The sequence below is a fragment of the Saccharopolyspora sp. NPDC047091 genome (assembly GCF_040643635.1).
GTDB lineage: Bacteria > Actinomycetota > Actinomycetes > Mycobacteriales > Pseudonocardiaceae > Saccharopolyspora_C.
The window spans coordinates 1-20378 of sequence record NZ_JBEYUS010000018.1 but is presented as its reverse complement, the minus strand read 5'-3'; the positions used below and the strand labels follow the sequence as shown (position 1 = coordinate 20378).

Below are 20378 nucleotides of genomic sequence, written 5' to 3'. Positions count from 1 at the left end.
GTTCTGCGAAGGAGTACTCCATGCCGCTGTCGTCCGGGACGTCCGCACTCTCGCGCCGCGGATTGCTGCAAGCCGCGGGGGCGCTCGCCGTGCTGGGCGCCGCGGGGTGCGCGGGAGGCGGCGGTGCCGCCCAGCCCGAAGGGGCGACCCGCAGCGTCGACTCGCACCTCGGCCCGGTGACCATCCCGGCCGACCCGCAGCGCGTCGTGTGCCTCGACCAGTACGCCACCATCGCGCTGCTGGACGTGGGCATCCGGCCCGCCGCCACCGTCGACGGCCTGGACGACTGGATGCCGCAGCAGCACAAGGCGGCCTACGACCAGCTGCCCCGCGTCGGCGGCTACCAGCCGGAGATGGAACGGGTGATCTCCATGCACCCCGACCTGATCATCGGCAACAGCGCGTTCACCCTCACCGGCGGCAGCACCTACGAGCAGCTGTCCGGCATCGCGCCGACCGTCATCCTCACCTCCCGGGTGTCCGGCGAGTGGCAGGAGATGGCGTTGCAGGCCGCGAACATCGTGAACCGGCCGGAGCCGATGAACCGGCTGCGCGACGACTACCTCGCGCGGGCGAAGAAGATCCGCGAGACGTACGCGGACGCGCTGGGCCGCACCCGGTTCAACCTGGTGGCCTCGTTCAGCTCGGGCAGCTGGAACCTGTGCCTGCCGGACTCGTGGAGCGGCGTGGTGCTGGCCGAGGCGGGCGCCCGGTTCGGCTCCGCCGCGGAAGGCAGGACCGGCAGCGCCGTCGAGCACTCCTACGAGCAGCTGGGCGTGCTCAACGACACCGATGTGCTGCTGTACCAGGTGAACCCGGACGGCTCCGCGGAACCGGCGATGGAGGCGCTGCTCGGGCAGGGCGCGTTCCAGAACCTGCCCGCCGTTCGCGAGCGGCGCGGCATCCCGTTCCACAACCTGTACGTCTTCGGCTACTCCCAGGCCGTCGCGGCGCTGGACGAGCTCGAAGCGATCCTCAAGACCCGCTGACCCCGAGGTGAATGGCCCACCCGCCCAAGAGGACGGGGCGAATGGGCCATTCACCTGAGGTGGTCGTCTCCGTACCTGCCCGGCGGGTCATGTCGGTTTCCCGTCAGCGAGGAAGCCGCTGAGGTTCCGCCACCTGACCACTACGCGGCGGAAGCAGCGAGAACAGGCGATCAGCGGGTTGCCGAGATGAGGCCGCTGCCCAGGACGAGGTCGCCCTCGGGCTCCGGGCGGTAGAGGACGATCGCCTGCCCGGGGGCGACGCCGCGCAGCGGTTCGGTGAGCTCCACGCGCAGGCCGCCGTCCGCGACCTCGGCGACCGCGCCCGCGGTGCCGCCGTGCGCGCGCACCTGCACCACGCACTCCGTGGACCCGTCGAGCTCCCGCTCCGACGGCCAGATCGGGCGCTTCGCGTCGATCCCGGTCACCCCGAGGTGATCGGCCGAACCGACCTTCACGGTGCCCGACACGGGTTCCAGCGACAGCACGTAGCGCGGCTTCCCGTCCGGCGCGGGCGCCTCGATGCCGAGGCCCTTGCGCTGCCCGACGGTGAACCCGTGCACCCCGGTGTGCTTGCCCAGCACCGCGCCCGTCTCGGCGTCCACCAGCTCGCCGGGGGCCTGGCCCAGCTTCGACTCCAGGAACGACCGGGTGTCGCCGTCCGGGATGAAGCAGATGTCGTGGCTGTCCGGCTTCTGCGCGACGGCCAGGTCGCGGAGTTCGGCCTCGGCCCGCACCTCGGACTTCAGCGAGCCTCCCAGCGGGAACATCGAGTGCCGCAGCTGCTCGGCCGTCAGCGAGGCCAGCACGTAGGACTGGTCCTTGCCCTCGTCGCGGCTGCGCCGCAGCTCCGGCACGCCGTCCTGCACGACGAGCCGGGCGTAGTGCCCGGTGCACACCGCGTCGAAGCCGAGCGCCATCGCCTTCTCCAGCAACGCCTCGAACTTGATCTTCTCGTTGCAGGTGAGGCACGGGTTCGGGGTCCGCCCGGCGGCGTACTCGCCGACGAAGGTCTCGATGACCTCCTCGGTGAACCGCTCGGCGAAGTCCCACACGTAGAACGGGATGCCGAGGATGTCGGCGGCGCGGCGCGCGTCCCGCGAGTCCTCGATGGTGCAGCAGCCGCGGGCGCCGGTGCGCAGCGTGCCGGGTTTCGCCGACAGCGCCAGGTGCACGCCGGTCACGTCGTGCCCGGCCTCCACCGCGCGGGCCGCGGCGACCGCGGAGTCCACCCCGCCGCTCATCGCAGCAAGTACTCGCACTGCCTCACACCTCCGTCGTGGCGGTCGTCTTCGCCGCCGCCCGGCGCAACCCGGTCAGCCCGGCGTTGCGCGCTCGTTCCACCACCGGCCCGATGGCCTCGGTCAGCGCCCGCACGTCGGCGCCGGTGGAGTCGTGTCCCAAGGAGAACCGCAGCGAGCTGCGCGCCGCCCGCGGTTCGGCCCCCATCGCCAGCAGCACGTGGCTCGGTTCGGCGACGCCCGCGGTGCAGGCGGAACCGGTGGAGCACTCGATGCCGTGCGCGTCCAGCAGCATCAGCAGGCTGTCGCCCTCGCAGCCGAGGAAGGTCAGGTGCGCGTTGCCGGGCAACCGCGCGGGCACCGGGCCCGCCACCGACAGGTCCGGGTCGCCGTTGAGCACCACGTCCGGCACCGCGGCGCGCACCCCGGCGAGGAGTTCGTCGCGCAGCGCGGCGACCGCGGGCACGTGCGCGGCGCGCTGCTCGACGGCCTCGCGGGTCGCGGCGGCCAGGCCGATCACCCCGGGCACGTCCAGCGTCCCGGAGCGCACCTCCCGCTCCTGGCCACCGCCGTGCTGCAGCGGGGTGCAGGGCACGTCGCGCGCCAGCAGCAGCACGCCCGCGCCGTAGGGGCCGCCGACCTTGTGCCCGGTCATGGTGAGCGCGGCCGCGCCGGAAGCGGCGAAGTCGACCGGCACGGTGTCCACGGCCTGCACCGCATCGGTGTGCAGCGGCACCCCGTAGCGGGCGGCGATCGCGGCGAGCTCGGGGATCGGGTTCACGGTGCCGACCTCGTTGTTCGCCCACATCACGGTGGCCAGCGCGACGCGGTCGGGGTCGGCGCGCAGCGCCTCCTCGAACGCCTCCGGACGCACCCGGCCGTGCTCGTCGACGGGCAGCCAGGTGACGTCGGCGCCTTCGTGCTCGGCGAGCCACTCCACGGTGTCCAGCACCGCGTGGTGCTCCACCGCGGACGCCAGCACCCGGTTGCGCGCCGGGTCCTGGCCGCGGCGGGCCCAGAAGATGCCCTTCACCGCGAGGTTGTCGCTCTCGGTGCCGCCGCCGGTGAACAGCACCTCGGAGGGCCGGGCGCCGAGCGCGGTCGCGATGGTCTCGCGGGACTCCTCCACGGCGCGGCGGGCCCGGCGGCCCGAGGTGTGCAGGGACGAGGCGTTGCCCAGCCGGGCCAACGCCTCGCTCATCGCCGTGACCGCTTCCGCCCGCATGGGCGTGGTGGCGGCGTGGTCGAGGTAAGTCATCGCCCTACCAGGGTAATGCAGGCTCGTCGACCGACTCGCCGTGCCAGGGGCTCGGTCACGCCCGACCGGCGCGGAACACGCGGACGGCGCCGAGCGCGGCGATCACCGCCAGCCCCAGGTCCAGCGGCACCACCCCCGCGGTGGCCGCTCCCGGCACGGCCAGCGCGGCCACCAGCACGCCGCCGAGCCCCACCAGCAGCGCCTGCCCGAGCATGTCCGAGATCTGCAGCGCCGAGGAGTGGAACCCGCGCTGCTCCGGCGCCGACAGCCCCAGCACCCGCACCGAGGTGCTCGCCACGCCGAGCCCCATCCCGACCCCGCCGAGCGACCACAGCACGAACACCGGCCACGCCGCACCGCCCGCCGGGGCGATCAGCACCAACCCCGCCACCGCGATCGCCACCAGCACCAGACCCGCTCCCACCAGGTGCTCCCGGCGCGCACCGGCCCGGCGGCTCTGCCACAGCGCCCCGACCGACCAGCCGAGCGAACCGACGGTCAACGGGACGCCCGCCGCCGTCGGCGAGAACCCGTGCACCACCGACAAGGTCAACGGCACGAACGCCTGCGCGGTGAAGAACACCCCGGCGAGCAGCCCCCGCGCGAGCACCATCACCGGGATGCCCGGCCGCCCGGTCCCGGTACCGCTCGGCAGCAGCACCCGCAGCGAGGGCACCAGCACCAGCAGCCCTGCCAGGCCCGCCACCAGCACCGGCCACCGCACTCCCCCGGCCGAACCGGACAGGTCCTGCGCCGCCCAGTTCAACCCGACGGTCCCGGCCGCGGCCCCCACCGCCGCCAGCGGTAGCCCCGGCACCGGCGCGGCCTCCGGTTCGCCCTCGGAACCGATCCGCCGCACCGTCGGCACCAGCAGCAGCGCCCCGAGCACCATCAGCGGCGCCAGCCCGAGGAACACCCACCGCCAGCCCACGTGCTCGGTCAACGCCCCCGCCACCACCGGCCCGAGCAGCGCGGGCACCACCCACGCCGCGGACAGCGCGCCGAACGCGGCGGGCCGGTCCCGCTCCGGGTAGACGCGGGCGATCAGCACGTACAGCGCGACGATCTGCGCCCCCGCGCCGAGCCCCTGCAGCGCGCGGGCGACCAGCAGCACCGCCATCCCCGGCGCGAACCCGGCGATGACCAGGCCCACCGCGAACGTCGGCATCGCCACCAGCAGCGGCACCGCCGGGCCGCGCCGGTCGCACACCCGGCCCGCGACGACGGTGCCGATGGCGCTGGCGGCCATGAAGATCGTGAACGGCCACGAGTACCACTGCTCGGCGCCCCACTCGCGCACGATCGTCGGCAGCGCGGTCCCGATGCCCATCGCCTCGAACGCGGCGAGCGTGATGACGAGGACGAGCCCGGCGGTGAAGTTCCGCCGCTGCGGGCTCCACAGCGCGCTGGTCGGCGGACGGGCGGACTCGGTGGCTTCGTCGTCGATCGTCACCCGGTGAGCCTGCAACCTGCACCCCGGTCGAAGTCCAGCCGGGTCCACCGTTCGGCGGTGCGCCCCGCGCGCCGGGCCGGACGCCCGCGGTCGCTCCTAGGCTGGTCCCGGAGCGAGCCGCCACCACGGAGGAGCAGGTCATGGTCGATGCCCAGCAGCAGTTGGACTCGGTGCGGCGCACCGTCGGCACCCGCGAACTCGCGACCGGACCAGCGCGGGTCGCGGTGCTCACCGAACGGTTGGACGCGCCGCTCGACGAGGTCTGGGACGCGGTGACGAACGCCGACCGGATCGCGCGCTGGTTCCTGCCGATCAGCGGAGACCTGCGACTCGGCGGCCACTACCAGCTGGAAGGGCACGCGGGCGGCACCGTGCAGCGCTGCGACCCGCCGCACTCCTTCGCCGCGACCTGGGAGTTCGGCGGCGAGGTGAGCTGGATCGAGGTGCGGTTGCGCGCCGCCGACGGCGGCACCGAACTGGAGCTGGAGCACGTGGCGCACGTGTCCGCGGAACGCTGGGCGCAGTACGGGCCCGGCGCGGTCGGCCTCGGCTGGGACTCGATGCTGCTCGGCCTCGCCTCCCACCTGGCGCCCGAAGGCGGGATCACCCCGGAGGAAGGCCCGCAGTGGCTCGCGTCCGAGGAAGGCCTGCGGTTCCTGCGCGCCGGGTCCGAAGCCTGGTACGCGGCGAGCGTCGCCGCGGGCACCCCCGAACCGGAAGCGCGCGCCGCCGCCGACCGCACCCTCGCCGCCTACACCGGCGAGGAATGAGCGAACCTCGGCGCACCGGGACCACCCGGGCCGCCCGCGACGGCAGGAAGAGGACGATGGAGAAGTACGGCGACACCCTGTTCGCCCTGGACGCCGACGAAGAGGCGCGGCTCGACCTGCTGTGCCGGATCTTCGACCCCGAGACCACCCGCCTGCTCGCCGAACTCGGCACCCGGCCCGACGCCCGCTGCCTGGAGATCGGCGCCGGCTCCGGGTCGATCGCCCGCTGGTGGTGCGAGCACCTCCCCGACGGAGAAGTGGTCGCCACCGACGTGGAGACCTCGCTGCTGGAACGCCACCAGCGCCCCGGCCTCACCGTGCTGCGCCACGACGTGGTCCGCGACGCGTTCCCGCCGGAGTCGTTCGACGTGATCCACGCCCGGCTGGTGCTGTCCCACCTCCGCGAACGCGACGAGGTGCTGCGCCGGATGCGGAACTGGCTGCGGCCCGGCGGCGTGGTGCTGGTCGAATCGTTCGGCTGGTTCCCGCTGGAGGGCTCGCCGAACCCGGTGTACCGCCGGGTGCTGCAGCAGTGGAGCGACCTGCTGCAGGAGGTCGTGGGCACCGACAGCGGCTGGTCCCGGCGCCAGCCCGGATCGCTGCTCGAACTCGGCTACCGGGACGTCGGGGCGCGCACCGGCACCTGGCACCTGCGCGGCGGCACCGAGCTCGCCGAGTTCTGGCGGCGCGGCGTGGCGATGTCCGCGCGGCGGCTGCTCGCCGACGGGCGGGTGGCGGAGGACGAGCTGGCGGAATTCGACCGAATGCTGCGGGATCCGGGGTTCTGGGACCTAGCCCCCGCCTTCGTCCAAGCCTTCGGCCACCGCTGAGGAATTCCCCTGGGGGCTTTCCTTCGGGGGCGGGTGGCGGAACCTCAGCGCTTTCCTCGCTGCGGGATCGTTTTCACCGGTGGCTCCGCCACAGGCGAAAACGCTGTCCTCGCGAGGAAAGCGCTGAGAACCCGCTGCGGTGCCGGTTGCATGCGTGGTCGGCGGCTCAGCGGCTGCGCCGCTGACAGGAGGAGGACACTGCTCGCGGTGCTCGGTTCGAGGTCGCTTCTTCGTCGGTGGTCAGGCTGCTGTCGGGAGTGGGGGGTGGGGCTGGTTCGCGGGGTGGTGGTCCGCTGCGGAGGTGGCTCGGGTGACGGCGTGCTGGGCGCGGCGGGCCAGGTCCGCTCTGGGGCCGGGCGGGAGCTCCGGCAGCACGTCGAACTCCACCACCAGGTCCCGCGCCCGCGCCACCGCCAGCACCGACTCCAGCAGCGTCGCCGCCCCGACGAACGCGGCCACCGTCGTCGGCTCCCCGGCCCTGGTGCGGAACAGCAGCGCCACCGGCCGCACCGGCACGCCCGCGTCCAGCGCGGCCTGGAACACCGCGGGCCGGTAGCGCCCGGCGGCCCGCCCGCACCACGTGGTGCCCTCCGGGAAGGCGCCGACGACCGCACCGCCGCGCAGCGCGCCCGCGATCGCCCCGACCGCCGCGGGCAGCGCCGAGAGCCGCTCCCGGTCGATGTAGAGGGTGCCGACGCGCGTCGCCAGCGGCCCCACCACCGGCCAGTCCCGCAGCTCGGTCTTCGCCAGCAGCCGCATCGGCCGCACCGCCATCAGCGCCACCACGTCCAGCCAGGACACGTGGTCGGTGACGACCAGGCAGCCCGCGCCGCCGATCTCGCCGCGCACCACGAACCGCACGCCGAACGCGCGCAGCAGCGCCCGGAACCAGGCCCGCACCAGCGCGGTGCGCAGCGGTCCGCGCAGCAGCGCGAACACCACCCCGAGCACGATCCCCAGCAGCACGAGCACGACCGCTCGGGACAGCCGCAGCACCACCAGGTGGGTGCCCGCCCGCGGAGCGCCCGGCCCCGGCAGGCACCCGGGCCCGCACGGGGACTCCGGGAACCACGGGTGCGTCATGCCGCCGCGCCCAGGAAGAACCGCAGGTACCGCTGGTCGATCTCGGTGAAGTTGAGCAGCACGAAGAAGTCCGCGACCCCGAACTCCGGGTCGTGCGCGGGCGGCCCGCACACCCAGGCCCCGAGCCGCAGGTAGCCCTTCAGCAGCGGCGGCATCGGCCCGCGGTGGGTGCGCGGCACCCCGTCCGGGTCCCACGGCAGGTAGGGCCGCACCTGCAGCTCGGCCGGCGAGGCGTGCTTCGCGGACACGGTGTCCCACACCTTCGCCGCGAGCGGCCCGCCGTCGTCCAGCGGCACCGAGGCGCACCCGGCGAGCCAGGTGTGGCCGGACAGCAGCATGTAGCGGGCGATCCCCGCCCACACCAGGCTCACCACCGCGCCGGAGCGGTGGTCGCGGTGCACGCAGGACCGGCCGGTCTCGACCAGGGCCGGGCGCAGCGAGGTGAGCGAGCCCAGGTCGAACTCGCCCTCGGAGTACAGCTTCCCGGCGGCGTGCGCGCGTTCCGGCGGGAGCATCCGGTAGGTCCCGACGACCGCCCCGGAGCGGTCGTCGCGGACGATCAGGTGATCGCAGAAGTCGTCGAACGGATCGGTCTCCACGCCGGGCAGGTCGGCGTGCACGGTGGCGCCCATCTCCTCGGCGAACACCTGGTAGCGCAGGCGTTGGGCGGCCCGCACCTCCTCGGTGTCCCTGGCGACGAGCAGCGAGTAGTGGGCGCCGTCGGTGGCGGGCGATCCTGCGGGCGCGGTGCTGGCAAGCAGCTGCGACTCGGACATGCCTGCAGGTGTATCGCCGCGCGCAGGAAGTGCAGTAGATCGGACGAGGGCACGCAGCAGGAACTTTCGGTGAATGCGCGGTACTCGATCGATGCGGTGCGGCTCGCGGGCCGCGGCGAGGCGGGAAGTAGGTTGGCGGGATGGCTGAGCCCGACCGGAACCTCGTGGAACTGTTCACCGACGGCGCGTGCAGCGGCAACCCCGGCCCCGGCGGGTGGGGCGTGGTGCTGCGCTACGGCGACCACGAGCGCGAGCTGCACGGCGGGGAGCCCGCCACCACGAACAACAAGATGGAGCTCACCGCGGTCATCGAAGGCCTCGCCGCGCTGAACCGCCCGGTGCCGCAGGTCCACGTGTTCAGCGACAGCACCTACGTGCTCAAGGGCATCTCGGAGTGGATGCGCGGCTGGAAGCGCAACGGCTGGCTCACGTCGGCGAAGAAGCCGGTGAAGAACGCGGACCTGTGGCAGCGCCTGGACGCCGAGGTGCAGCGGCACGGCGAGGTCCGGTGGAACTGGGTGAAGGGCCACAACGGCCACCCGGAGAACGAGCGCGCCGACAAGCTCGCCTGCCAAGGCCGCGACGAGCACCGCTGACCCGCGGCCCGGCCCACCACCGGCGCGGCGCGGGCGGCCCGTCGGCCCGCGAACGCGCCGCACCCCCGGGAGGCCGGACGCACACCAGGCCGGACGCACACGGAGCCGGAGCCCCGCGAGGCCGGGCGCGCACGAGGCCGCTCCCGCGCGAAACCGGACGCACGCGAGACCGGACGCACCCGAAGCCGCACGCACACGCGAGGCCGCACGCACACGCGAGGCCGCACGCACGCGAACGGGCCGCACCCCACGAGGAGGTGCGGCCCGTTCGCTGCGCGGTGGAGGGCTCAGCCCTTGCGCTTGCCGACCTCTTCGGTCAGCTGCGGGGCGACCTTGAACAGGTCGCCGACCACGCCGTAGTCGGCGATCTCGAAGATCGGCGCCTCGGCGTCCTTGTTGACGGCCACGATCGTCTTCGAGGTCTGCATGCCGGCGCGGTGCTGGATGGCGCCGGAGATCCCGAGGGCGATGTACAGCTGCGGCGAAACGGTCTTGCCGGTCTGCCCGACCTGGAACTGGTGCGGGTAGTAGCCGGAGTCGACCGCGGCGCGGGACGCGCCGACCGCCGCGCCGAGCGAGTCGGCGAGCTTCTCGACGACGTCGAACGACTCGGCCGAACCGACACCGCGGCCACCGGAGACGACCACGGAGGCCTCGGTGAGCTCGGGGCGGTCCCCGGCCTCGGCGGGCTGCACACCGGTGATCTTGGCGTTCTTCGCGCCGTCGACCGCGGGCACCTCGACCGATTCCTGGGCACCGGCGCCCGCGGCCTGCTCGGCCTCGACGCTGCCGGGCAGCACGGTCACGACCGGCGTGCCCGTGGTGACCTGCGCCTTGGCGTTGTAGGTACCGCCGAACAGCGAGTGCGAGCCGATCCCGTCGCCGTCGATGTCGACGACCTCCGAGAGCAGGCCCGAGCCGAGCCGCACGGCCAGCCGGCCCGCGATCTCCTTGCCGTCGATCGAGCCCGGTACCAGCACCGCGGCCGGGGAGGCCGAGCCGACCAGCGACGCGAGCACGTCGACGGCCGGGGTGACCAGGTAGGACGCGGTGTCGGCGGACTCGGCCGCGTACACCTTCTCGGCCCCGTAGGACGCCAGCACGTCGGCCAGCTTGCCCGCTTCACCGGGCTCGCCGACGACGACCGCGGACGGCGCGCCGAGGCGGCGGGCCGCGGTCAGCAGCTCCAGGGTGACCTTCTTGACCTCGCCGCCGGAGTGGTCGACGAGGACCAGAACTTCAGACATGTCTTTATCTCCTCGCGAACCTAGGACTCAGACCAGCTTCTCGGCGGCCAGGAACTCGACGATCTTGGTGCCGCCGTCGCCCTCGTCGTTGACGCGCTGGCCGGCCTGCTTCGGCGGCTTCGGCGCGGACTCGACGACCTTGGACCCGGCGCCGGCGAGGCCGACCTCGGAGGCGTCGATGCCCGCGTCGGCCAGCGTCAGCACGGAGACCGGCTTCTTCTTGGCGGCCATGATGCCCTTGAAGGACGGGTAGCGCGGTTCGTTGATCTTCTCGGTGACCGACACGACCGCGGGCAGGTTCGCCTCCAGGCTGATGATGCCCGCGTCGGTCTCGCGCTCGATGCTGATCGTCGAGCCGTCGGTGGTGACCTTGCGCGCGTAGGTCAGCTGCGGGAGGCCCAGCAGCTCGGCCAGCATCGCCGGGACCGCGCCCACGCGGCCGTCGGTGGCCTCGTTGCCCGCGAGCACCAGGTCCACGGAGTCGACGGTGCCGACGACCTTCGCGAGGGCCTTCGCGGTGGAGACCGCGTCGGAACCGGCCAGCGCCTCGTCGGAGAGGTGCACCGCCTTGTCCGCGCCCATCGACAGCGCCTTGCGGATCGCGTCGGTGGCGCGGTCGGGGCCCATGGCCACGACGGTCACCTCACCACCCTGCGCCTCCTTGATCAGCAGCGCCTCTTCCACCGCACGTTCGTTGATCTCATCCAGCACGGCGTCCGCCGACTCGCGGTCGAGCGTGTGGTCGGAGTCTTTGAGCTTGCGCTCGGACCACGTGTCGGGCACCTGCTTCACCAGGACGACGATGTTCATGGGTCCTCTTCGACCTCCTGCGGACTTCACGTCGGCTTCGCTTGCGTTTCGCGCGGTTGCGCGGGGCTTCCGGTCGGTGCGATGACACCGCTACCGGGAAGTTCGACCTTGCCATGGCGCACTGGTGGTGGCACAGTGACGCCGCCCACCCCGGATGTTACTTGCCGGTAGCCCCTGCGCAACCGAGGTTTCCCGTGACGGTACTCACGTCGCCGTCAGGACTTCCCACCAGTCCCGCGGAAGTCCGCCCCGGGAATTCCCCCGGCCAAGATCTGAAAACTTTCACAAGTGACTAGCCTGCACGCCATGAACCACCACGTCGCCATCGTGACGGACTCCACCGCCTCGATCCCACCCGACGTCGCCGAGCAGCTGAAGATCTGCGTGATCCAGCTGGAACTCACGATCGGCGACCAGGAGAACGACGAACGCCGCATCCCGCACGCGGAACTCGCGCAGGCGATGCGCGACGGCACCCACGTCGAAACGGGACCACCGCCGCCACCCGCGTTCTTCTGGAACTACAACGACGCCGCCTCCTCCGGGGCCGAGGCGATCGTGTCCGTGCACATCTCCGAAGGCCTCTCCCAGACCTGCCAGTCCGCGCGCACCGCCGCGGAGGAGATCAGCCTGCCGGTGTTCGTGGTCGATTCGCGGCTGTGCGGGCTCGGCATGGGATTCCCGGTGATCGCCGCTGCCGAGGCCGCCGCCGCGGGCGGCAGCATCCAGGGCGTGCTCGGCGTGCTGGACCGCAGGCTGCGCAGCACCACCCAGATGATCTACGTGGACACCCTGGAGTACCTGCGCCGCAGCGGCCGCGTGGGCCGCGCCCAGGCCTTCTTCGGGCAGGCGCTGTCCATCAAACCGGTGCTGGTGCTGCGCGAGGGCATCCTGGAACCGATGGTCAAGGGCCGCGGACCGGAGCGGGCGCTGAAGAAGGCCATCCGCGAAGCGGTCACCCGCGCGGGAGACGGGCCGGTGGACATCGGCATCGAGCACTTCCAGTACGGCGAACGCGCCCACGAGATCGCCGAGCAGCTGCGCGCCCAGCTCCCGCAGTCCCGCCGCGTCGTCGTCGCCGAGACCAGCGCCATCATCGGCGCGCACGCCGGGCCGGGGGCGCTCGGGCTCACCGTCTCCCCCGCCACCTGATCAGCGCAGCGCCTTGTCCAGGGCCCGGTGGATCCGCTTGGCCGACACCGCCTTCGGGGTGCCGATCGACTGCGCGAACAGCGAGACCCGGAACTCCTCGATCATCCAGCCGACGTCGAGGAGTTCCGGCGCGGGCGCGTGCCCGTCCGGCACCGCGTCCAGCGCGTCCAGGTAGCGGTCCCGCACCTCGTCGACCTGCGCCAGCCACTGCCGGTCCCGCTGCGGGTGGTGCTGGACCTTCTCCAGCCGCTGCTCCACGGCCCGCAGGTAGCGCTCCACGTCCGGCAGCCGCGCCCACCCGGTCTCGGTGACGAACCCGGGGTGCAGCAGCCCGGACAGCTGCTCCTCGACGTCGGCGCGCGAATCGGCCGGCATCGCCTGCGCCCGGTCGGCGAGCGCCGAACGGGCCCGCTGCGCCGCGTCCAGGACCTTCTCCACCTTGGCGGCGGTGTCGGCGGTGACCGGCCCGAGCCCGGCGCGCACCTTCGCCTGCAGCGCCGCGAACCCGTCCTGGCTCCACACCGGACCGCCCGCGTCGGCGACGAGCTTGTCCACCGCGCAGCTCGCGCAGTCCTGCAGCAGCAGTCCCAGATCGCCGTGCGGGGCGGTGCCCAGCACCACGCGGGTGCGGGCGTTCATGCCGCGCTGCAACGACTTCACCGGCGACGGCAGGTTCAGCAGCAGCAACCGCCGGGTGCCGTCCCACAGCGCGCGGCGCTGCTCGGCCTCGGTGTCGAACATGCGGACCGCGACCGAGTCGCCCTCGTCCACCAGCGACGGGTAGGCCTTCACCGCGTTCCCGCCGCGGTCCTGCTCGAAGGTGCGGGGCAGCTCCCCGAAGTTCCACGAGTCCAGCCCGGCGCGTTCCACGGTGCCCGCGGCCGCGGAGATCTCGGCGCGCAGCTTCGGCCGCAGCCGCCGCTTCAGCTCCCCCAGGTCCTTCGACTCGGCGAGCTTCTTCCCGTCGCCGTCGATGACGCGGAACGACATCGACAAGTGGTCGGCCAGCGAATCCACGTCGAACTCGCCCGGTGGCACCGTCACCCCGGTCATCCGGCGCAGCTGGTCGCTGAGCGCCCCGACCAGGTCGCCCTGCAGCGCGGGCATCCGGGACAGCGCGGCCTTCGCGTGGTCGGGGACCGGGACGAAGTTGCGCCGCAACGACTTCGGCAACGATTTGATCAGCGCGACGACGAGCTCCTCGCGCAGGCCCGGGATCTGCCAGTCGAACCCGGCCGGTTCGATCTGGTTGAGCACCGCCAGCGGGACGTGCGCGGTGACGCCGTCGGCGTCGGCCCCCGGCTCGAACTGGTAGGTCAGCTCCAGCCGGTGGCCGCCCTGCTGCCAGGCGTCCGGGTAGTCGTGGTCGGTGACCCGCGCCGACTCCTGGTTGATGAGCATGGACTTCTCGAAGTCGAGCAGTTCCGGTTGCTCGCGGCGGGCCTTCTTCCACCAGCTGTCGAAGTGCCTGCCCGAGACGACCTCGGCGCCGACCCGCTGGTCGTAGAACTCGAACAGCGTCTCGTCGTCGACGAGGATGTCCCGGCGGCGGGCGCGTTCCTCCAGACCCTCCACCTCGGCCAGCAGGGCGCGGTTGTCGTGGAAGAACCGGTGGTTCGTGTCCCAGTCGCCCTCCACCAGCGCGTGCCGGATGAACAGCTCCCGGCACAGCTCCGGTTCGACCCGCCCGTAGTTCACCTTGCGGTCCGCGACCAGCGGCACCCCGTACAGCGTGACCTTCTCGGCGGCGACGACGGCGGCCCGCTTCTTCTCCCAGTGCGGTTCGCTGTAGCTGCGCTTCACCAGGTGCCCGGCGAGCTGCTCCACCCACTCGGGTTCGACGCGGGCGTTGACCCGCGCCCACAGCCGGGAGGTCTCGACGAGCTCGGCGGACATCACGAACCGCGGCGGCTTCTTGAACAGGGCCGAGCCGGGGAAGATCGCGAACTTGGCGCTGCGCGCCCCCAGGTATTCGGTGGCCCCGCGCTGGCGCCGGCCGCTCTGCTTCTTCTCGTTCTTCTCGTCGACGTCCTTGAGCCCGATGTGCGACAGCAGCCCGGCCAGCAGTGAGCGGTGCACCAGCTCCGGCGCCGCCGGGTTGTCGTTGAGCGTCATGTCCAGCGACTTGGTCATCTGCCGCAGCTGCGAGTACAGGTCCTGCCACTCCCGCACCCGCAGGTGGTTGAGGAAGTCGGCCTTGCACTGCTTGCGGAACTGGTTCGACGACAGCGCGCGCTGCTGCTCCCGCAGGTGGTTCCACAGGTTCACGAACGCCAGGAAGTCCGACTGCTCGTCGGTGAACCGCGCGTGCTTCTCCCCCGCCGCCTGCTGGTGCTCGGCGGGCCGCTCCCGCGGGTCCTGGATGGACAGGGCGGCGGCGATGACGAGCGTCTCGTGCAGGCAGCCGTTGCGGTCCGCGGCCAGCACCATCCGGGCCAGCCGCGGATCGACGGGCAGCTGCGCCAGGGTGCGGCCGACCGGGGTGAGCTTGCGCTGCCCCTCCTGCTCGCCGGTGTCCAGCGCGCCGAGCTCGTGCAGCAGGTTCACGCCGTCGGTGATCTGGCGGCGGTCCGGCGGCTCCAGGAACGGGAACTCGGCGACGTCGCCCAGCCCCAGCGAGGTCATCTGCAGGATCACCGAGGCGAGGTTGGTGCGCAGGATCTCCGGATCGGTGAACTCGGGGCGGGACTCGAAGTCCTGCTCGGAGTACAGCCGGATGCAGATGCCCTCGGACACGCGGCCGCAGCGGCCCTTGCGCTGGTTCGCCGACGCCTGCGACACCGGCTCGATCGGCAGCCGCTGCACCTTGGTGCGGAAGCTGTACCGGGAGATGCGGGCGGTGCCCGGGTCGATCACGTACTTGATGCCGGGCACCGTCAGCGAGGTCTCGGCGACGTTGGTGGCCAGCACGATGCGCCTGCCGGTGTGCGGCTGGAACGCGCGGTGCTGCTCGGCGGCGGAGAGCCGCGCGTACAGCGGCAGCACCTCGGTGTTGCGCAGCTTCAGCTGCTCCAGCGCCTCGGCGGTGTCGCGGATCTCCCGCTCGCCGCTGAGGAACACCAGCACGTCCCCGTCGCCCGCGGCGCCGAGCTCGTCCACGGCCTCGCAGATCGCCTGCGTCTGGTCCCGCTCGTAGGCGGGCAGGTCCGGGTCGTCCGGTTCCTCCACCAGCGGCCGGTAGCGGACCTCGACCGGGTAGGTGCGGCCGGAGACCTCCACGACGGGGGCGTCGCCGAAGTGCCGGGAGAACCGGTCGGGGTCGATCGTCGCCGAGGTGATGATCACCTTGAGGTCGGGGCGGCGCGGCAGCAGCTGCTTGAGGTAGCCGAGGATGAAGTCGATGTTGAGGCTGCGCTCGTGCGCCTCGTCGATGATGAGCGTGTCGTAGCGGCGCAGCAGCCGGTCCCGCTGGATCTCGGCGAGCAGGATGCCGTCCGTCATCAGCTTCACCAGCGTCGACTCGCCCGCGCGCTCGGTGAACCGCACCTGGTAGCCGATCGCTTCGCCCAGTTCGGTGCCGAGCTCCTCGGCGACGCGTTCGGCGACGGTGCGGGCGGCGATCCGGCGCGGCTGGGTGTGCCCGATGCCGCCCTGGATGCCGCGGCCCAGCTCCAGGCACATCTTCGGCAGCTGCGTCGTCTTCCCGGAGCCGGTCTCGCCCGCGACGATCACCACCTGGTTGTCCCGGATCGCCGCCAGCAGGTCGTCGCGGCGCGCGCTGACCGGCAGCTGCTCGGGGTAGGTGATGCGCGGGACCGCGGCGCGGCGCCGTTCGACCCGCTGCTCGGCGGCGGCGACCTCGGCGGCGATCTCGCCGGTGGCCGAGTCCAGCGCCGCGGCGTCCCGGATCTTGCGGGCGCCTTCGATGCGGCGGCGGAGCCTGCGCTGGTCGTTGAACATCAGCTCGGGCAGGCGGTCGCGCAGATCGGCCAGCGGGGAGCTCACAGGTGACGTACCCATACTTCGGTCCAGGATAGAGAACGCCGCCACCGGTTTTCCGCCGGTCAGGCAGTGACGTGCGGGACGTCCCCCGCCCGGCCGCCCCGGAACCACGTCCGGCCGCGCCGGAACGGGTGGCGAGCCGCTCGGCGCCGAGCGCAGGACTCCGCCGCGGGGTGGCGCTCAGCCGTGCAGGAACGGCGTGTCGATGGGCCGGTCGGGGCGGGCCGGGCGGACGCGGCCGAGGGCGCGTTCGCGCAGCGCGGCGAGCTCACCGCCGGTCAGGCCCGCCGCGCGCAGCTCGGCGGCCAGGTCGTGGGCTTCGACGACCTCGCGGGCCACGTCGGCGGTGCTGCTGCCGTGCGCGGCGAGCAGCCGCCGGATCTCCGGGGCGTCGTCCGGCCTGCCCTCGGCGGCGGCGAGCGCGCCTAGCGGGGCGTGGCTGAGCGCGTGGTCGGCGGCGATGACCTCGGGCGCGGCGCCCAGCAGGCCGAGCAGCACCAGCACCACCAGCCCGGCCCGGTCCCGCCCGCTACCGCAGTGCACCAGCACCCCGCCCGGCCGGGCGGTGGCGATCGCGCCGACCACCTCGGCCAGCCGCCGCGGGTAGCGGCGCACGAACGCCGGGTAGTACAGCGGGGTGCAGGACAGCGCGCCGCCCCAGCGGTCCTGGAACTCGGTGTCCGCCGGGTCGTCCAGCGGCAGGTGCAGCGTGCTGAGCCCGGCGGGCCGCGGCGCCCGGTCCGGACCGTCCTCGACGCCGTCGGTCAGGTCGACGACGGTGCGCACCCCGTGCGCCCACAGCGCGGCCCAGCCGTCGGCGCTGAGCCGCACCGGGTTCCCGGCGCGGACGACGGCACCCCAGCGCACGTATCCGTCGCGCACCGGCAGCCCGCCCAGCTCGCGCCCGTTGATCAACCCGTCCCACCCGAGTTCCCGCCATCCAGCCATGTCCGGAGGACGCGCGGCCCGAACGCCCGTTGCACGCCGAACGGCCCAACCCGGCGCGGCGAGCCGGGCCCGGCGACCGGGTGAGTGCCCCGTTCGCCTCGCAAGATCGGCCCGATGGGCCATTCACCCGGCGGGGATCAGGTCGAGTACTTGGTGCTGCACGGCGCGAAGCCGTCCTGGAACCCGAGCCGGAACGCCTCGATGCGGGCGAAGCCCGCAGGCACCTGGTCGCCGTTGACGTCGGCGGCGATGAGGCTGTCGTCGCCGAGCAGCGCGGCCACCCCTTCATCGATGTCACCGGGCGCCATCCGCAGCTCGCCCACCGGGTTGCGCTGCCCGATCGGGTCCTCCACCAGCAGCCCGCTCCAGGCGCCCACCATGCAGGCGGTGCGCAGGCCGGCGTTCTGCCCGGTCAGCGGCAGCCCGGCGGCCTCCTGCACGGACAGCGCGTACCGCGACGCGACCTGCGCGTACGCGGCGAAGTCGCCGTAGCCGGAGTTCGCGTCGTCCTTCGCGGGCGGCGTCGCGATGCGCTGCAGGTCGTCCAGGCTCAGCGACACGGTGTTCGTGCCCGGGCAGTAGGCGACGGGGCTCGTCCCGCGCACCCCCGTGCAGGCGAGCGGTTCGGTGACCAGGTGCGGCGGCAGCGCCCCGGTGTCCTTGAAGACCTGCCGGAGGCTCTCCTGCACGGCGGCCAGGTTCTTCTCGTCGACCGGCAGGTCGCTCTCCTGCGCCTGCTTCCAGAACCGGAACTGGGTGGTGCGCTGCTTGACGTCGTCGGCGTCCATCTCGGCGCAGCGCTTCGGCCCGTCGCTGAAGCCGAACTGGAAGGCGGTGACCCGGTCGAAGGCGCTGCCGTGCGCGTCGGCGCCGGTGAAGTCGCTCTCGCCGGGGGTGTCGCGGATGTAGCTGAGCACGCCCATGACCTTGTTCAGGCCGTCGCCGGTGGAGACCTGGAAGTGCTTCGCGTCGCCTTCGGCCACGTGCCGGAAGAAGGAACCGGTGAAGCAATCGGCCTGCTGCTCGGAGACCAGCGTCGAGTCCTTCTCCGCCATCGTCCCGGCGCGCTGCTGCACGGCGTGGCCCATCTCGTGGGCGAGGACGGTGACCACGGCGATCGGCCCGAAGCTGTTCTCCAGCCGCGGCAGCAGGTCCGCGCGGTCCCAGGCGACGAAGTCCTCCTTGCCGCAGTAGAACGCGTTGGACAGCCCGCGGGTCTGCTGGCCGCAGAGCTCGCCGCCGAGCGCGGTGGAGTCGTAGGAGACGAACTTGCCGACCGCGTCGAACTGCTTGCCGTCGAAGGCCTCGGGGAACACGACCTTCCAGTAGTCCTGGACGTCGGAGACGGCGTTGCGGGCGACCCCGTCGATCTCGCCGTGGTCGGTGCCCTCCACCGGCAGGTCGGCGTCGGCGACGCCGTCGCGGGGACCGGTGGGCCCGTTGCTCGCGGGCAGCCCGGCCACGTCGTCGACGGCGGGCCCGCCCGCGGTGGTGGGGGTGCCGCTGATGACCCGCGAGCAGCCGCTCACCATCGAGATGCACGCGAGCAGCGCGAGGACCGCGCCGCCGACCCGGGTGCCGCGCGGACCGCCTGCCGAAACCGGTGCCACAGAAGTCCCTCATCCTGTTCGAAGATCCGTTGGCGGGCGGCGGAACCGCGTCCCCGAGCTCGGTCCACCGGCCGCTGCGGATCAGCCTATCGGGTGGCCGGTGCGGGCCGGATCTCCGCGGGCGCGCCCGGAATCCCGTGCTGCGCACGACGGTCGAGCCCCTGCCGCGCAGGACGGTCGAGACGGGCTCTGCACCGAAAACGGCGGTGTGCGCGGGGATCGTTCCGTAAGGTCCCCTGCTCATGGGGACGTTGCGTCAGTGGCTGCGGCCGTGGGTGGTGGCCGCGTTGGCCGGCCTGGTGGCCGTGGGAGTCGTGGAAGGTCTCGCGGGCGGTGGTGCCGGCGGGTTCGGCCGGGGCGTGCTGGGCGCGCTGGCCGGGGTCATCGCGCTGCCGATGGTCACGCAGCTGGGGCTGCTGGCCGGGGCCGCGATCTTCGGGTTGCGCATCCGGCACGTGGTGATCGGTTCGCTGCACGGCATCGCGAGCTGGCGGGTCGGGCGGACCACGATCACGCTGCGGGCGCTGCCGCTGGAGCTGGCGTCCGAGATCGGCCCGTGGCGCAGCCCGGTGATCCTGCGCTGCTGGCTGGCGGGCGTGACGTCCGCGGTGGCCGGGATCGGTGCCGTGCTGGCGTGCTGGCTGCTGGCGGACGGCTCGTTCGGGCGCGGGCTGCTGATCGCCGTGACCCCGCTGATGATCTACAAGTTGTGGCCGCGCCGGGAACCGCTGAGCACCTCCACCGGCTGGCTGCTGTTCGGCCTGCCGCGGCTGGAGGAGCCGCGGCGCAGCGAGTTCCTGGCGGCCCCGCTGGCGGCGCGCGCGCACGAAGCGCTGCAGGACGGGGACGTCGAACGCGCCCAGGTGGTGGTGAACCGGCTCTCCGCGCTGCACCCCGAGCTGGACGTGGCGGTGAACTGCCGGATCACGATGCACGAGGCGCGCGGCGAGTACGCGGATGCGGTGCTGAAGCTCAGCGGGCACATCGCGGCGGTCGACCTGGCGCCGCGCGAGCTCTCCTACGCGCTGGCGGGCCTGGCCGGCCTGGGGTGCTGCGCCGCGGAATCCGACCAGCTGCCCGCCGCCGACGTGCTGCCGATCGCGCGGAAGGCGCTGGAGGACGCGATCTCGCTCGGCTACCCGGCGCACCAGCTGAACGGGACGAAGGGGCTGCTGGCGCTGCTGGAGGGCGATGCGGACGAGGCGGCGCGGCTGGCCGCGTCCGGGGCGGACCACGCCTCCTCGCCGCTGTCCAAGGCGGACGACTTCGCGACCCTGGCCCGCGCGCACATGGCCCGCCGCGACAACGCCGCCGCCCGCGCCGCCCTCGCCGATGCGGAACGCCTCGCCGCCTGGTGGCCGCGCGTCCGCGAGGTCCGCGAACGCCTCTACGTCGCCTGACGCCCACCGAGCACCCGGCTCACCACCCACCTCCGAACCCGCCAGCCGGGTCTCGGCTTTCCCTGTCAGCGGCGAAGCCGCCGAGCCGCCGACCACCCGAGCAACCGGACCACCCACGGGTTCCCAGCGGAATTCTCGCCGACCGCCCGTCGCCGAACCCGCCCGACGGGTCTTGTCGGTGTCCTGTCAGCGGCGAAGCCGCTGAGCCAACGACCACCCAAGACACCGGCACCGCAGCGGGTTCTCAGCTGCTTCCTCGCGAGGACAGCGATTTCT

The 20378-nt window shown here is 73.1% G+C and carries 16 protein-coding genes; 6 read left to right on the top strand and 10 right to left on the bottom strand.

Annotation, left to right across the window (positions count from 1 at the left end):
• The first annotated feature begins 20 nt into the window (after positions 1-20).
• A complete protein-coding gene (locus ABZ805_RS10935; protein ID WP_358437592.1) occupies positions 21-989 on the top strand; it encodes an ABC transporter substrate-binding protein in 969 nt (322 codons plus the stop codon).
• A gap of 170 nt (positions 990-1159) precedes the next feature.
• Here ABZ805_RS10935 and mnmA read toward each other — a convergent pair whose 3' ends face one another.
• The 3 genes from mnmA to ABZ805_RS10920 are packed head-to-tail and all read right to left on the bottom strand — an operon-like array spanning position 1160 to position 4938.
• On the bottom strand, positions 1160-2248 hold the full coding sequence (gene mnmA, locus ABZ805_RS10930) for a tRNA 2-thiouridine(34) synthase MnmA (RefSeq protein ID WP_358437590.1): 1089 nt from the start codon (positions 2246-2248) through the stop codon (positions 1160-1162).
• Between the two features lie 4 nt (positions 2249-2252).
• Positions 2253-3485 carry a cysteine desulfurase family protein gene (locus ABZ805_RS10925; protein ID WP_358437587.1) on the bottom strand — a complete coding sequence of 411 codons (1233 nt, stop codon included), beginning with the start codon at positions 3483-3485 and terminating at the stop codon, positions 2253-2255.
• A gap of 55 nt (positions 3486-3540) precedes the next feature.
• A complete protein-coding gene (locus tag ABZ805_RS10920) occupies positions 3541-4938 on the bottom strand; it encodes an MFS transporter (protein WP_358437584.1) in 1398 nt (465 codons plus the stop codon).
• A gap of 140 nt (positions 4939-5078) precedes the next feature.
• Here ABZ805_RS10920 and ABZ805_RS10915 point away from each other — a divergent pair, with 140 nt between their 5' ends.
• Positions 5079-5708 (top strand): SRPBCC family protein, encoded by a 630-nt coding sequence (locus tag ABZ805_RS10915; RefSeq protein WP_358437581.1) that lies wholly within the window; start codon positions 5079-5081, stop codon positions 5706-5708.
• Positions 5705-6538: a methyltransferase gene (locus ABZ805_RS10910; protein WP_358437579.1), complete on the top strand. Its 834-nt coding sequence runs from the start codon at positions 5705-5707 to the stop codon at positions 6536-6538. Before ABZ805_RS10915 ends, ABZ805_RS10910 begins: the two co-directional genes overlap by 4 nt.
• A 240-nt stretch (positions 6539-6778) precedes the next feature.
• Here the strand turns inward: ABZ805_RS10910 and ABZ805_RS10905 are convergent, their stop codons facing one another.
• Both ABZ805_RS10905 and ABZ805_RS10900 read right to left on the bottom strand, forming a co-directional pair.
• A complete protein-coding gene (locus ABZ805_RS10905; protein WP_358437576.1) occupies positions 6779-7621 on the bottom strand; it encodes a lysophospholipid acyltransferase family protein in 843 nt (280 codons plus the stop codon).
• The gene (locus tag ABZ805_RS10900; protein WP_358437573.1) at positions 7618-8397 is read right to left on the bottom strand and encodes a GNAT family N-acyltransferase; all 780 of its coding nucleotides are present in this window, start codon (positions 8395-8397) and stop codon (positions 7618-7620) included. The genes ABZ805_RS10905 and ABZ805_RS10900 overlap by 4 nt, the downstream gene beginning before the upstream one ends.
• 140 nt (positions 8398-8537) lie before the next feature.
• On the opposite strand from ABZ805_RS10900, the gene rnhA reads away from it, so the two are divergent.
• Positions 8538-8993 carry a ribonuclease HI gene (gene rnhA, locus ABZ805_RS10895; RefSeq protein ID WP_358437570.1) on the top strand — a complete coding sequence of 152 codons (456 nt, stop codon included), beginning with the start codon at positions 8538-8540 and terminating at the stop codon, positions 8991-8993.
• 287 nt (positions 8994-9280) lie between these two features.
• Here the strand turns inward: rnhA and ABZ805_RS10890 are convergent, their stop codons facing one another.
• Together ABZ805_RS10890 and ABZ805_RS10885 are read right to left on the bottom strand one after the other, a co-directional pair.
• A complete protein-coding gene (locus ABZ805_RS10890; RefSeq protein WP_358437568.1) occupies positions 9281-10240 on the bottom strand; it encodes an electron transfer flavoprotein subunit alpha/FixB family protein in 960 nt (319 codons plus the stop codon).
• A 27-nt stretch (positions 10241-10267) separates the two neighbouring features.
• Positions 10268-11050: an electron transfer flavoprotein subunit beta/FixA family protein gene (locus ABZ805_RS10885; RefSeq protein ID WP_358437565.1), complete on the bottom strand. Its 783-nt coding sequence runs from the start codon at positions 11048-11050 to the stop codon at positions 10268-10270.
• A 306-nt stretch (positions 11051-11356) separates the two neighbouring features.
• Here ABZ805_RS10885 and ABZ805_RS10880 point away from each other — a divergent pair, with 306 nt between their 5' ends.
• Positions 11357-12202, top strand: coding sequence for a DegV family protein (locus tag ABZ805_RS10880; RefSeq protein WP_358437562.1), 846 nt, complete (start codon positions 11357-11359; stop codon positions 12200-12202).
• Here the strand turns inward: ABZ805_RS10880 and hrpA are convergent, their stop codons facing one another.
• The 3 genes from hrpA to ABZ805_RS10865 form a co-directional block, all read right to left on the bottom strand.
• Positions 12203-16162 (bottom strand): ATP-dependent RNA helicase HrpA, encoded by a 3960-nt coding sequence (hrpA, locus tag ABZ805_RS10875; RefSeq protein WP_358437559.1) that lies wholly within the window; start codon positions 16160-16162, stop codon positions 12203-12205.
• Between the two features lie 162 nt (positions 16163-16324).
• Positions 16325-17092: a tyrosine-protein phosphatase gene (locus ABZ805_RS10870; RefSeq protein WP_358437556.1), complete on the bottom strand. Its 768-nt coding sequence runs from the start codon at positions 17090-17092 to the stop codon at positions 16325-16327.
• A 137-nt stretch (positions 17093-17229) separates the two neighbouring features.
• On the bottom strand, positions 17230-18702 hold the full coding sequence (locus ABZ805_RS10865) for a neutral zinc metallopeptidase (protein ID WP_358437553.1): 1473 nt from the start codon (positions 18700-18702) through the stop codon (positions 17230-17232).
• Positions 18703-18944: 242 nt separating this feature from the next.
• On the opposite strand from ABZ805_RS10865, the gene ABZ805_RS10860 reads away from it, so the two are divergent.
• Positions 18945-20102 carry a hypothetical protein gene (locus ABZ805_RS10860; RefSeq protein ID WP_358437550.1) on the top strand — a complete coding sequence of 386 codons (1158 nt, stop codon included), beginning with the start codon at positions 18945-18947 and terminating at the stop codon, positions 20100-20102.
• The last annotated feature ends 276 nt before the right edge of the window (positions 20103-20378 follow it).

Excerpts from the sequence above, each read along its gene's own strand:
- ABZ805_RS10925 (WP_358437587.1), bottom strand. The coding sequence starts at position 3,485 with ATGACTTACCTCGACCACGCCGCCACCACGCCCATGCGGGCGGAAGCG.
- rnhA (WP_358437570.1), top strand. The coding sequence starts at position 8,538 with ATGGCTGAGCCCGACCGGAACCTCGTGGAACTGTTCACCGACGGCGCG.
- ABZ805_RS10915 (WP_358437581.1), top strand. The coding sequence starts at position 5,079 with ATGGTCGATGCCCAGCAGCAGTTGGACTCGGTGCGGCGCACCGTCGGC.
- ABZ805_RS10885 (WP_358437565.1), bottom strand. The coding sequence starts at position 11,050 with ATGAACATCGTCGTCCTGGTGAAGCAGGTGCCCGACACGTGGTCCGAG.
- ABZ805_RS10860 (WP_358437550.1), top strand. The coding sequence starts at position 18,945 with ATGGGGACGTTGCGTCAGTGGCTGCGGCCGTGGGTGGTGGCCGCGTTG.
- hrpA (WP_358437559.1), bottom strand. The coding sequence starts at position 16,162 with ATGGGTACGTCACCTGTGAGCTCCCCGCTGGCCGATCTGCGCGACCGC.
- ABZ805_RS10890 (WP_358437568.1), bottom strand. The coding sequence starts at position 10,240 with ATGTCTGAAGTTCTGGTCCTCGTCGACCACTCCGGCGGCGAGGTCAAG.
- ABZ805_RS10900 (WP_358437573.1), bottom strand. The coding sequence starts at position 8,397 with ATGTCCGAGTCGCAGCTGCTTGCCAGCACCGCGCCCGCAGGATCGCCC.
- ABZ805_RS10870 (WP_358437556.1), bottom strand. The coding sequence starts at position 17,092 with ATGGCTGGATGGCGGGAACTCGGGTGGGACGGGTTGATCAACGGGCGC.
- ABZ805_RS10880 (WP_358437562.1), top strand. The coding sequence starts at position 11,357 with ATGAACCACCACGTCGCCATCGTGACGGACTCCACCGCCTCGATCCCA.
- ABZ805_RS10910 (WP_358437579.1), top strand. The coding sequence starts at position 5,705 with ATGAGCGAACCTCGGCGCACCGGGACCACCCGGGCCGCCCGCGACGGC.
- ABZ805_RS10905 (WP_358437576.1), bottom strand. The coding sequence starts at position 7,621 with ATGACGCACCCGTGGTTCCCGGAGTCCCCGTGCGGGCCCGGGTGCCTG.
- ABZ805_RS10935 (WP_358437592.1), top strand. The coding sequence starts at position 21 with ATGCCGCTGTCGTCCGGGACGTCCGCACTCTCGCGCCGCGGATTGCTG.